Here is an 11,548-nt window from a genome sequence, read left to right on the forward strand (position 1 = left end):
GAGCGGACCCACCGATCGCCCAGGTATCCCGCCCCGACGAGGATGCCGAGCGCGATGAGGACGGCGATGAACGACTTCACACGCCCCCGCTGCTTCATGCGGCTCAACCTAGCCGAGGTGCTCGCGCAGGAAGGCGAGCGTGCGCTCCCACGCCAGCGCTGACGCCTGCGGATGGTGGAACTCGGGGCGGGAGTTGTCGAACGCGTGGTCCGCGCCCGGGTAGGTGTGGAACTCGACGCCCTCGCGGACCACCGCCGCGCGGACCTGCTCCACGGTCTCGGCCGGGATGTAGGAGTCCGACTCTCCGACGTGGTGCAGCGACGGTGCGCTCACCTGCGGTGCAAGCCCGAGCAGGTTCGGCAGCGCGCTCCCGTAGTAGGAGACGAGCGCATCGACAGGCTCGACTGCCGCCACGTTGAACGCCACGCCACCCCCGTAGCAGAAGCCGACCAAGCCGACCTTCCCGGTCAGGTCGCGCAGGTTCCGCGTGGCCGCCGCGGTGTCGGCCACCGCGTACTCCCATGGCAGCGCATTCATCCTGGTCATCGCCTGGGCGAGCAGGTCGGGTGCGGCCTCGTCGAGCGGTGGCTGCTCCAGCCGCCAGTACAGCTCCGGCACGTGCACCACGTACCCGGCTGCCGCCAGATCGCCGGCCCGGTCGCGCACGTACGGAGAGACCCCGAAGATCTCCTGTACCAGCACGATGCCAGGCCCACCCCCGGACTCCGCTGAGAAGACATGCACGGGGAGAGCCCCGCCGTCGACCTCGATCTGGATGACGGAACCTGGGTGGTCGCTCATGCTCGCGACCCTACCGATCCGCCGGGCTTGGATCAGGAGGCGCCGACGGCACGCAGCACGAACTCCTCGGTGGCGCTCACGGCGCGCACACGGCTGTCCTCGTCGCGCGGGCGGGCGCGGCCGGTCAGGCACGCGTGCACCAACGGCACCACGGCATCGACGTCCTGGTCGGGGAGGCGGCCGGCGGTGATGCCGTCCGCGAGGATCTCGCGCAGCATCCGCTCGACCTCACGCACGTGCTCGCGCAACCGAGTCACGGTGTCGTGCGAGACGACCGTGCGCAGGTCTGGACCGGGCGCGTGATAGCTCGTGGTGAGCGCCATCTGCTGGCGGATGTACACGCGCAGCCGCTCCTCGGGGTCTGTCACGCCCTCGAGCGCCTCGCGCAGATCGACCAGGAACTGCCCGGTCTCGTGCTCGATGTAGCCGATGAGGAGCGACTCCTTGTCGGCGAAATGGTTGTAGACCGACGTGCGGCCCACCCCAGCTTCCGCCGCGATGTCGGACATCGTCAGCGTGTCGAACCCGGTGGTGTCCATGAGCTGCGCCAACGCGGTGAACAGGCGGGTCCGGACTTGCTCCCGATGCTCAGCGAGCGTGGAGCCGATGATCTTGGGCACGCAGCCATCCTGCCATGAAGTGACGGACTGAGCGAATCTGTCCTAAACGCTCGGCTGCAATGCCGCTCCGACGACCTCGACGATCGGCAAGTCGGCATCGAGCCACGGCACCGTGGTGAGCTGTTCCACGGTGAGCCAGCGCAGCTCGTCATGGTCGAGCAGCGGCTCGGGCTCGCGATCGATCGATGCGAACCACAGCCGCATCCAGTAGCCCTTGGTGATCGGCCAGTCCCCGCCGCCCGGGGCTGGAACCGGGGCGCCGATCGTCGCCGTGACCCCGAGCTCTTCCTCGAGCTCGCGGTGCAGCGCGTCGAGGTCCGCCTCGCCCGGCTCGACCTTGCCGCCCGGGAACTCCCACCGGCCGGCCAACGACTTGGGAGCGCTGCGGCGGGCGCCGAGCAGCCGAGTGGGACGAGCGAGATCATCGACGATCGCAGCGGCGACGACGAGGGGCTTGCTCACCTTGTCAACCTATCGGCGAGCCCGACGGCGATCGGTGACCCGAAGGTGTGGTGGTTCCCACAGCCTGTGCCCGGCCCTGTGGGTAGTTCATCGTCCGTTCACATCGCAGTCGAGCGAGGGTCGACCGCCGGCTCGTCAACCCCGAGAAAGACCTGGTTGTCCACAATTTTGGTGCACAGGGGTGTGGACGAGCGATGTCTGTGCAGGTGGGCCTGTGGACCGACCTGTGCGTCAACTGGGGATAAAAACTCGGTCTACGAACCCTCTTGCGAAGCTGTTGAACCGCTACTAGAACTATCCCATCGAGATCGACCAGTCGATCGCGGAGGCGGGGTGAAGGCCCCTCCAGACGCGGTTCCGGCGCCGATCCGAACCTGAACTCGGGAGACCGGAGGATGGCTCGGGGAGCTGGTCCGCGGGAGGAGGTGGCGACACCTGGTCCGAAGCGATCGAGACCGAGAACCGGGAGACCGGATCGAGGTCGGATGAGGACAACGGGGAGACCCGGACCGATTCCCACGGACGGTCGAGAGACCGATCGGACACCGGCGGTGAGGCGGATCAGAAGGGCTTCGGCTCGGACGATCCGGGTGGCGCGGATGACGCCCGTTCACCGAACGGCCCGACTGGTTCAGTTCATCGGACGGCCACCCGCTCCGGCGGGGGATCGGAAGAACCCTCGGGTTCGGAAGATCGCGGCCGGTGGCTCATCCCTCGGCCACCAGTTCTGACGAACGAAGCAAGGCCCCTCGGACGCCTACTCCGAGGGGCCTTCGCTTTGCCTGGCACCAGTGTGCCCGGGGCGGGTCGGCAGCCCGCGTGCGACACGCCGTCGAGCACGTACCCTGAGCGAGTGATCGAGCTCAAGTCCCCCACCGAGATCGAGGCGATGCGACCGGCAGGCCGGTTCGTCGCCGATGTGCTGACGGCGCTGCGTGAGAAGGCGGCCGTCGGTGTCAACCTGCTGGAGCTCGACGAGCTCGCGCACGAGATGATCCGCAAGGCCGGTGCGACCTCCTGCTACATCGACTACCACCCCTCGTTCGGGGCCAGCCCGTTCGGGAAGGTGCTGTGCACCTCGGTCAACGACGCCGTGCTGCACGGCCTCCCGCACGACTACACGCTCGTGGACGGTGACCTGCTCTCGGTGGACTTCGCCGCCAGCGTGAACGGATGGGTCTCCGACTCCGCTCTCAGCATGGTGGTCGGCACCCCGCGAGCCGAGGACCTCGAGATCATCGCCGCTACCGAGGAGGCGCTCGCGAAGGCGATCGACGTGGCCGTGGTGGGCAACAAGATCGGCGACATCGCCGCCACGATCGGCGCGGTCGCCGCCGAGCACGGCTGGGGTGTCAACACCGACTTCGGCGGCCACGGCGTGGGCCGCACCATGCACGGCGAGCCGCACGTCCCGAACGCCGGCCGCGCCGGGCGCGGACTCCCGCTACGTCCCGGTCTCGTGATCGCGATCGAGCCGTGGTTCATGCTCGGCACGGACGAGATCGACACCGACCCCGACGGCTGGACCCTCCGCAGCCGCGACGGCTCCCGCGGCGCCCACTCCGAGCACACGATCGCCATCACCCACGACGGCCCCATCGTCTTCACCGCCCGCGACTGAGGGCACAGCGCGTCTCTGCCCTCGCCTGACTGCTGGGTCTGCGCGGCGTTGGCGGGCGTTGTAGAACCCGCCGCGCTGGACGGTTCTGCTACGCCCGCGGGCTCGGAGCGTGGCGGAATCGGCACTGGTGGACACTTCTGCTACGCGCGGGCGGCGCGGGTGCAGGGTGTCACGGCATCGCAGGGTCGCCGTCGGCGGCGAAGGAGCGCGCCACCGGGAAGTGGCGCCGCCACTCCTGTCGCGGCGGCGGCAGCGGAGCACCGGCATCGGCGAGGGCCCGCCTGATGCGCGCGAGGACCCGCTCGGGGTCCCAGGCCTGGCGGCCAGTGACCGTGACGACGCGCCACTGCTCGTGGTTCAGCTCTTCCCGCCGCTCGAGGTCGTCGCTCCACTGCTGGTCGCGCTCCACGTGATGGCGGCCGTCGTACTCGGTCGCGACGCGCCACTCGGGGTAGGCGGTGTCGAGGCGGCGCATGCGCCCCGCCGCCGTGACCTCGTAGGCGATCTCGGGCTCGGGCAGGCCGTTGAAGACCATCAGCAACCGCAGCCGGGTCTCCCGTGGCGAGTCGACGCGTGACCGGACGAGACTGGCGGCGCGGCGCGCGCGACGGATGCCCCGGCCGGTCTCGGCCGCTGCCGTGCGAACGAGGTGCTGCGGCGTCGCGAAGCCACGGAGCACCATCGCGTCGCCGAGCGCCACGGCGTCCACCAGCGGATGATCCCGGCCCACATCGACGAACGTGTCGGCCATCATCGTCAGCGGGATGCCGCGGTACTCGCTGAGTTTGCGCCGTCCCCGGTGGATCACGATCCCGCTCACCCGGACGCGCCGCGCATCCGGGTCGACCAGCACATGCACGTCCTCGCTGACCGGCACCGGCAGCTCGCGCACCTCGGCGGCGCTGACGCCGTAGATCGCGGCATCCCCTCCCACGGCGAGCAGCGCCCCGCGAGCGCGGACGAGCGGCGTCACGGGGACGTCTGCGGACACGTAGACGCCTTGGAACAGACGCTGATACCGCGGTCCGCTGAGCCGTCGCCACGTCAGGCCGGCGGCGTCGGCCGCGGCACGGGTGAACGGCTGCAAGGGGTTGAACGCCATACGCCATCGTGGCGAGAGTCAGGTCGCTGCCGCTGAGGCTATCCACAGGTGCGCAACCACTCCGCCCCGCTACCCGGCGGCACCGGCGTAGCAGAACCCGCCCAGAGGGACACTTCTGCTACGCCCCAGCGCCGAGCGCGTAGGCGAACACGCCCACAGGGACACTTCTGCTACGCCAGCGGCGGCAGCAGTGCGGCGAGTCAGCTCTCCGCGAGGCGGGCGGGGAAGCCGCCGGTGGCGATCGGGCCCCACCGCTCCACGGTGATCCGGATCAGCGACTTCGCCTGCGTGCGCATCGCTTCGCGGTACTCGTCCCAGTCGGGGTGCTCGCCGGAGATGCAGCGGAAGTACTCGACGAGCGGCTCGACCGAGTCGGGCGGGTCGATCACCTCGGCGGTGCCGTCGAGCTGCACCCAGGCGCCGCCGAAGTCGTCGGAGAGCACGCACACCGAGGCGGTGGGGTTGCGGCGGAGGTTCACGGCCTTGGCACGGTCAGGGTAGGTGGAGACCACCACCTGACCCTCGGCGGACAGGCCCATGGTCACGGGCGAGAGCTGCGCTCCGCCGTCGGACCTGGTGGTCATGAGGATGCCGTGGTGACGTGGCCGCACGAAGTCCTCCATGGCGGCGCGGTCGACCCGGTCGGTGGTGGCGATCTGTCGAGGCATGGACCCAGCCTCCCAGATCAGGAGGCCGGGATGCCGGCGAGCACCTCGGCGACGTGCTCCTCGACCTGGTCGGGCTCGATGGGCCACAGGTCGACGCCTACGTCGAGCTGGGAGCCGCGGCCGTCGGTGAAGACGATGCCGCGCAGCGGGGACACATCGCGGTAGTCGCGCCCCGAGCCCAGCACCACATAGCGGTTGTCGATGAACTGATCGTTGGTGGGGTCGATGTGCAGCCAGCCGCCGCCCGGCATCCACACCGACGCCCACGCGTGCGAGGCGTCGACGCCGCGGAGCTTCTCCTGCCCCTCCGGCGGGCGGGTCTCGATGTACCCCGACACGTACCGGGCGGCGAGCCCCATCGACCGCGCGCACCCGATCAGCAGGTGGGCGAAGTCCTGGCACACGCCGGTGCGGCGTTCGAGGACCTCGGGCAGCCGGGTGCGCACCGTGGTGGAGCCGGACCGGTACTCGAAGTCGGTGTAGATGCGCCGGCACAGGTCCTCGACGACGTCCGGGACCGGCCGCCCGGGGGCGAACGACGGCGCCGCGTAGTCCCGGACCTGCTCACCCAGGTCGATCAGCGGCGAGGCGAGCCTGGACTCGGCGATCGCGAGGCCCCCGGCGATGCTGCCGTCGCGGCGAACCTCGGGCGAGAACACGGTGCGCACCGCCTGCGCCGCCATCTCCCACGGCACGTTCGGCAGCCGCGCGCGGTCGGGGCGCCGCCGCGTGACGGTCAGCACCGACGAGGAGCGCACCTGCAGCTCGGTGTGCGGCTCGGTCACGTGGAAGTAGGAGGAGAGGTTGCCGTGGAAGTCGCGGTGGTCGCGCATCTCGGCGGCTTCCGGCGTCACCGTCAACCGGCTCGCGTGCACCTGCTGACCGCCACCGGGCCGCGGAAGCAGCGCAGCGCGGCCGTAGGAGGAGGTGACCTCCTCCGGATAGGTGTAGCTGGTGAGGTGGGTGAGGCGGTAGTGCCGGTTGCGGGAGGTGTCGGTCATCAGGAGCCCCCGTTCGACCACGTGCCTGAGGCGTCCGCCCACGGGCTGGGTGTCGGCCGGGCGAAGTGCACGCGGGCGATCTCCACGGCGAGTTCTCCCAGCCGCCACCGGAGCGACTCGAGCAGCTCGAGCAGCCGCGGTCGGCGCCCCTCGGCATCGGCGACGACCACGGCCGCGGGGTCGAGCTCGGTGAGCAGGGCGTGCAGGTCGGTGAGCAGCTGGTCGCGTGCGTTGACTCGGGCGCCGGTGGCCGGGATGCTCCCGAGGTCCGTGCGGATCTCCTCCAGCTGGTAGGCGAGCGAGCGCGGGTTGGCATCGTCGAGGAGCAGCAGCTCCAAGAAAGTGTCGAGCCGCGCATGCGTCTGTGACCGCCGTCGGAACGTGATGACGGACTCGTGGGCGATCAGCACCGATTCCAGGATCATCGCGTCGACCATCGCGGTGCGGCGCTGCGTGACCGTCGCGGTCAGGGTGCTGACGAGGTGTTGGGCGCGCTCGACCCGGCGCCCCACGTCCATCAGCCACCATCCGACGTCGCGGACCATCGACTCGGCGCCGATCCCGGACAGCGCGAGGAGTCCCTCGAGCGAGCGGGCCAGCACCCGGCCGAGCCCGATCTCCTCCCCGGGGGCACGGTGCTGGCGGGCGCGCTCGCGGTTGAGTGCGCGCTCGATGCTCGAGAGCGCGAGCCAGGTGTCGGAGCTGAGCTGGTCACGCACGGCGGTGGCTGCTCGCGTGCTGTGCTCGACGGCGTAGGCCACCGACCCCGGTCGGTCCTCCTCGAGCACGAGCTCGGCGAGAGAGCCGGGTCCGAGGATCTCGCCGACGGCGGACATCAGCACCTCGAGGGCGCGGCCACCGGTCGAGCGGGGGAGCAGGTGGTAGTCGGCCCATCGGTCCGAGGTGGCGCGGATCAGGCGCACCGTGGACTCGGTCCGTTCGGTGTACCGGCCGAACCAGAACAGGTCCTCGGCGACGCCCGGGCTGATCGCGTTGGCCCACCGGCCACGCGGCACGATCGGCTCCGCCTCGTCGAGCGGCCACGGATCGAGCTGCGCCTGCGGCTCCGCGGCGAGGATCCAGACATCCTTCGCCGCGTTGCCCAGGGGGGTCTGGGCGAGTGCCTCGGTGCGCCCGCCCGACGACGTGACGCGCGCCAGGGCTCCCGACATCACCTGGTATCCCTCGTGCCGGGCGACGGCGAAGGTCCGCATCACCGTGGAACGCGCGTCGAGGCGTCGGTCGCCCACCGTGGGCGTGGTGGAGGCCTCCGTGGGCTCCTGGCCGACCCATTGATGCGGGGTCTGGGAGATCCGGACTGCGAGGTCGGCGCGCTCGTGCGCGCTCAGCTCCCACCCGTGGATCGGCGCGCTGCCGGGGGAGGTGGAGGAGATGACCAGTCGTTCGAGGTTGGCGATCACGTGCGAGCACATCGACCGCTCACCACACCAGTAGGTCACGGCCGAGCCGAGCTGCAGCTCCTCGCCGCGTAACGCCCGGCACAGCCGAGGCAGGTACGTGAGCAGCGCCGGGTTCTCCATCAGCCCGCTGCCGAGCGGGTTCACGATCGTCACGGCGCCGGTCCGGGCGGCCTCGACGAGACCTGGGACGCCGAGCACCGAGCTGCCGAGCAGGTCGAGCGGGTCGCAGTACTCGGCGTCCACGCGCCGCACGATCACGTCGACCGGCTCGAGCTCATCCAGCGATCGCATCCACACGCGCCCGTCGGAAACCACCAGGTCCTCGCCCTCCACGAGCGGGAACCCGAGCATCGTGGACAGGTACCCCTGGTCGAACGCTGTCTCCGAGAACGGGCCAGGCGTCAGCAATGCCACGCGCGGGTCGTCACCGGAGCCGGCCGGCGCCACGTCCTGCAGGCCCTCCCGCATCGCGTGGAAGAAGGGGCCGATCCGCCGGATCCTCGCCTGCCGGTACAGGCCTGCGAGGACCTGCGCGATCACGCGCCGATCCTCCATCACGTAGCCCATGCCGCTGGGCGCCTGGGTGCGGTCGGAGAGCGCCAGCCACGCGCCGTCGGCGTTGCGCACGATGTCGGCGGCGTGCAGGAACAGCTGGTGCCTGCCGGGAATCAGGATGCCGTCGGCGGCGCGGACGAACCCGGGGTGCGCCAGCACGATCTCGGGCGGCAGCAGCCCGTCGGCGAGCAGGCGTCGCTCGGTCACCAGGTCGGTGAAGATCGCGTCGAGCAGCTCGGCGCGCTGGCGGAGCCTGCCTTCGAGATCGACCCACTCCTCCTCGTCGATGATCACCGGGAGCGGATCGAGCGGCCACGGGACGTCGTCAGGGTCGGCGCCGTACCGCACACCGTGGTCCTCGAGGAGGGTCACCACGTCCTCGCGGCGCTCCTCGAGCTGGTCCCAGGAGTCGAGACCTGCCAGCGCGGCCATCTGGTCCCACGCGGCACGCGTCGGACCGGCCGACTGCAGCATCTCGTCGTGTCCGGGACCGGCCGCGCGGTATGAGGCCAGGAGGTCGGTCACGCGCGTCTCTCAAGGTTTGGTCAAGTGTCGACGGGCTCGCCAACAGCGATCGCCCTCACTTTACTGGCAGTTTGCTCGCGGTCGTGCGCGCCACGCGTCATCACGTTCATGCATGGGCTCATCACCGCCGAATCCCTGGCGCGAACGGTCGCCGCGGAGCAGAATGGGACAGGAGAGTCCTGACAGGAGGCCCATCGTGGCTGCGTCGATCGACACCCCAGACCTACTGCCCCTGCTCGCACGCGGACGGCACCGCTCACCCCGCCGCGGTGCCTGCTTCATGGAGCTCGCGTCCTACCTCGCCGGCGAGCGTTGGAGCGATGCTCCCCGCTGCACCGACCCGATGCTCGCCGCGCTTGCGCGGATGGTCAACGACTCGACCTCCGACGCCGCGCGGCCGCATCTCGCCCCGCTGGTGCCGGCGGTCGTGGGGATCCGCGACCTGCCCGCCACGTTCGCAGGCGACCTCGCGCTGCTCGCGGTGGCGCACAGCATCCGCGACGTGGCCGCCTCCCACCAGCGCGCGCTCGCCGTCGGCACGATGCGGCTGCTGGCCGCCGAGCGCAGCACTGCGCACCTGCCGATGCGTGCTCGCGCCCGCACGGCGTTGCGGGACGTCCCCGATGCCACCGCGTGGGCCGAGAAGTTCCTCGGCCGGGTACCGGTGCCGCCGCGGTACTCGCCGGCTCCGAGCATGGTTGAGATCGCGGTGCAGGGCCTGGCGACTGCCTGCATCGACGACCCGGACGCACGGCTGCACCGGCTGCTGGCCGAGGCTGTGGACCTGGCGCGCGACCTCGCTGCGGCCGGCGCGGCGCCGCCCCTGGTCGAGCAGGACTGGCGCGAGCGCGTCCGTGCAGCGGTCTGATCGGCAGCGCTCCTGGCATCTGATGCCGTGAGGGGGCACGCTGGCCACGTGACTTCCATCGAGCCCGACGGCAAGGACTGGACCTGGGTCCTCGACCGGCGCTGCGACGAGTGCGGCTTCGACCCCGCCGGCGTCACGCGTGCCACACTCGCGGACCGGCTCGCGGCCGGTGCCGCGGGGTGGCACGAGCGCCTCGTCGCCGATGATGCCCGACGGCGGCCATTCCCGTCAGTCTGGTCGCCCACCGAGTACGCGGCTCATGTCCGCGACATGGCGGGTGTGATGGTCGGTCGGCTCACCTTGATCCTCACCGAGGAGGATCCGTCGTTCGCCGACTGGGACCAGGACGCGGCGGCGCTCGCGGGTGATTACGCGAGCGAGGGCCCGGGCGAGGTGGCCGCCCAGGTGGGCTCCGCCGTCGGCGAGCTCGCCGCCGCCTATGCGGCGGTGACGCAGGAGCAATGGGACCGGCCGGGCCGGCGGAGCAACGGGTCGGTGTTCACGGCATACACGCTCGGGGTCTACGCGCTGCACGATCTCGAGCACCACGTGCACGACGTGCGCCACCACCCTGGGGCGCCGAGATCGTAGATCCGTGCCGACTGCGTAGATCGGGATCTACGATCTCGCCACGGATCGACGATCTCGGCGTGCGGGGAGTCGGCAGATGACGCGAGGAGTCGGCTGGTGAGCTGGGTGGAGCAGGCGCTGGAGCGGGTGCAGCCCGGTCCGGAGGTGTCGCTCTCGCCGGCCGAGCTCGGCATCGTGGCGGCGGTCGCTCTCGCTCTCGTGCTGGTGCCGCCGCTGTGGCAGGTGGCCCGGCTCGGGGTGACGTTGGTGCACGAGCTCGGCCATGCGCTGGTCGGGATCCTCGTGGGCCGGAAGTTCACCGGCTTCGTGCTGCGTGGCGACGCCTCAGGTCACGCGGTCACGAAGGGGCGCGGGTCCGGCCCCGGGCTTGCGGCGACCACGTGGGCCGGGTACCCGGCTCCTGCGCTGCTCGCGGCAGGGATCGCCGTGGCGGTTGGCCGTGGATGGGCGGCTCCGGTGCTCGCCGTGCTCGGGCTGGTGCTGGTGGTGGCGCTCGTGCAGGTGCGGTCGCTGCTCACGGCGGTCGTGACCATCGGTGCGCTCGCGGGCGTGGCCGCGCTGTGGTGGTTCGGCGGGCCGTTGCTGCAGGCGCAGGTGCTCACGGGGCTGGCTGCGGTGCTGCTGGTCGGTGCGTGGCGGCACCTGGTCGCGGCGGCGCGGGACACCTCCGCGGGCAACGACGCGCGGGTGCTCGCCCGGCTGGCGCGCCTGCCGCGGCCGGTGTGGATCCTCACGTTCGCGCTCGTGTGCGGGTGGGCTACGTGGGTGGTGGCGACGACCGTTCGGTGAACCGCGCCAGCACGCTCGCCACATCGGGGCGGAAGTAACCGGGGCCTTTGAGAACTTTGCCGTCCTCGCGGTAGATCGGACGCCCGTCGGCGCCCAGCTTGGACAGGTTCGACGCCTGGATCTCCGCGAGCACGTCGGCCAGCGGGATGCCGCACTCCAGCGCCATGCCGTACGTGACGTACACGAGATCGCCGAGCGCATCGGCGGCCTCGACCGTGTCGCGGGTGCCATCGTCGGCGGCGATGGCGGCCGCGAACGCCTGCTCCATCAGAGTGCCTGCGCGCTCGCCGTAGACCGCCCCGACCAGCTCCGCGAACTCCTCGCCGATCAGCGCCATCCGCATGTGCACGCGCTCGCGGTCCACGCTCGGTGCGTCCGGTGCGACCGGCAGCGCGTACGTTGCGTGGAACTCCCGCACCAGGGCCTCGGGGTCGCGTGCGTCCATCGCGCCACAGTAGTGGAGCGCGTGCTCCTCACCGCGCCGTACCCTCGGGCCTCGTGAGAGGCGCGAGGATCACGACGGC

The 11,548-nt window shown here is 71.1% G+C and carries 12 protein-coding genes; 4 read left to right on the plus strand and 8 right to left on the minus strand.

The annotated features are described in order from the left end of the window. Positions 1-108 precede the first annotated feature (108 nt). Genes ACOJSN_RS00055 through ACOJSN_RS00065 form a run of 3 tightly spaced genes read right to left on the minus strand, consistent with a single transcriptional unit; the run spans position 109 to position 1,883 of the window. The gene (locus ACOJSN_RS00055) at positions 109-801 is read right to left on the minus strand and encodes a dienelactone hydrolase family protein (protein ID WP_420110466.1); all 693 of its coding nucleotides are present in this window, start codon (positions 799-801) and stop codon (positions 109-111) included. 32 nt (positions 802-833) lie between these two features. Further along, the gene (locus ACOJSN_RS00060; protein ID WP_420110467.1) at positions 834-1,421 is read right to left on the minus strand and encodes a TetR/AcrR family transcriptional regulator; all 588 of its coding nucleotides are present in this window, start codon (positions 1,419-1,421) and stop codon (positions 834-836) included. 42 nt (positions 1,422-1,463) lie between these two features. Beyond that, positions 1,464-1,883 carry a (deoxy)nucleoside triphosphate pyrophosphohydrolase gene (locus tag ACOJSN_RS00065; protein ID WP_420110468.1) on the minus strand — a complete coding sequence of 140 codons (420 nt, stop codon included), beginning with the start codon at positions 1,881-1,883 and terminating at the stop codon, positions 1,464-1,466. Between the two features lie 853 nt (positions 1,884-2,736). Between ACOJSN_RS00065 and map the strand changes: the two genes are divergently transcribed. After that, complete coding sequence (map, locus tag ACOJSN_RS00070) at positions 2,737-3,504, plus strand: type I methionyl aminopeptidase (RefSeq protein ID WP_420110469.1); 768 nt, start codon at positions 2,737-2,739, stop codon at positions 3,502-3,504. Between the two features lie 169 nt (positions 3,505-3,673). Here the strand turns inward: map and ACOJSN_RS00075 are convergent, their stop codons facing one another. The 4 genes from ACOJSN_RS00075 to ACOJSN_RS00090 all read right to left on the minus strand — a co-directional run bounded on the left by ACOJSN_RS00075 (position 3,674) and on the right by ACOJSN_RS00090 (position 8,776). Next, complete coding sequence (locus tag ACOJSN_RS00075) at positions 3,674-4,606, minus strand: hypothetical protein (protein ID WP_420110470.1); 933 nt, start codon at positions 4,604-4,606, stop codon at positions 3,674-3,676. Positions 4,607-4,806: 200 nt separating this feature from the next. Beyond that, positions 4,807-5,274 carry a PPOX class F420-dependent oxidoreductase gene (locus ACOJSN_RS00080; RefSeq protein ID WP_420110471.1) on the minus strand — a complete coding sequence of 156 codons (468 nt, stop codon included), beginning with the start codon at positions 5,272-5,274 and terminating at the stop codon, positions 4,807-4,809. Positions 5,275-5,291: 17 nt separating this feature from the next. Next, the gene (locus ACOJSN_RS00085) at positions 5,292-6,275 is read right to left on the minus strand and encodes a transglutaminase family protein (RefSeq protein ID WP_420110472.1); all 984 of its coding nucleotides are present in this window, start codon (positions 6,273-6,275) and stop codon (positions 5,292-5,294) included. After that, positions 6,275-8,776: a circularly permuted type 2 ATP-grasp protein gene (locus ACOJSN_RS00090; RefSeq protein WP_420110473.1), complete on the minus strand. Its 2,502-nt coding sequence runs from the start codon at positions 8,774-8,776 to the stop codon at positions 6,275-6,277. The genes ACOJSN_RS00085 and ACOJSN_RS00090 overlap by 1 nt, the downstream gene beginning before the upstream one ends. Positions 8,777-8,972: 196 nt before the next feature. On the opposite strand from ACOJSN_RS00090, the gene ACOJSN_RS00095 reads away from it, so the two are divergent. The 3 genes from ACOJSN_RS00095 (at position 8,973) to ACOJSN_RS00105 (ending at position 11,024) form a co-directional block, all read left to right on the plus strand. Beyond that, entirely contained in the window at positions 8,973-9,644 is a 672-nt protein-coding gene (locus tag ACOJSN_RS00095; RefSeq protein ID WP_420110474.1) for a hypothetical protein, read from the plus strand. 48 nt (positions 9,645-9,692) lie between these two features. Continuing rightward, positions 9,693-10,235: a DinB family protein gene (locus ACOJSN_RS00100; RefSeq protein ID WP_420110475.1), complete on the plus strand. Its 543-nt coding sequence runs from the start codon at positions 9,693-9,695 to the stop codon at positions 10,233-10,235. A gap of 96 nt (positions 10,236-10,331) precedes the next feature. Continuing rightward, positions 10,332-11,024: a M50 family metallopeptidase gene (locus ACOJSN_RS00105; RefSeq protein ID WP_420110476.1), complete on the plus strand. Its 693-nt coding sequence runs from the start codon at positions 10,332-10,334 to the stop codon at positions 11,022-11,024. On the opposite strand, the gene ACOJSN_RS00110 is transcribed toward ACOJSN_RS00105, so the two are convergent. Continuing rightward, complete coding sequence (locus ACOJSN_RS00110) at positions 10,993-11,469, minus strand: phosphoribosyl-ATP diphosphatase (protein WP_420110477.1); 477 nt, start codon at positions 11,467-11,469, stop codon at positions 10,993-10,995. The two genes, ACOJSN_RS00105 and ACOJSN_RS00110, sit on opposite strands and share 32 nt — an antisense overlap. Between the last annotated feature and the right edge of the window lie 79 nt (positions 11,470-11,548).

The sequence above is a fragment of the Pseudactinotalea sp. genome, assembly GCF_048594945.1.
Classification (GTDB): Bacteria; Actinomycetota; Actinomycetes; order Actinomycetales; family Beutenbergiaceae; genus Pseudactinotalea.

Excerpts from the sequence above, each read along its gene's own strand:
- ACOJSN_RS00055 (WP_420110466.1), bottom strand. The coding sequence starts at position 801 with ATGAGCGACCACCCAGGTTCCGTCATCCAGATCGAGGTCGACGGCGGG.
- ACOJSN_RS00075 (WP_420110470.1), bottom strand. The coding sequence starts at position 4,606 with ATGGCGTTCAACCCCTTGCAGCCGTTCACCCGTGCCGCGGCCGACGCC.
- ACOJSN_RS00110 (WP_420110477.1), bottom strand. The coding sequence starts at position 11,469 with ATGGACGCACGCGACCCCGAGGCCCTGGTGCGGGAGTTCCACGCAACG.
- ACOJSN_RS00085 (WP_420110472.1), bottom strand. The coding sequence starts at position 6,275 with ATGACCGACACCTCCCGCAACCGGCACTACCGCCTCACCCACCTCACC.
- ACOJSN_RS00080 (WP_420110471.1), bottom strand. The coding sequence starts at position 5,274 with ATGCCTCGACAGATCGCCACCACCGACCGGGTCGACCGCGCCGCCATG.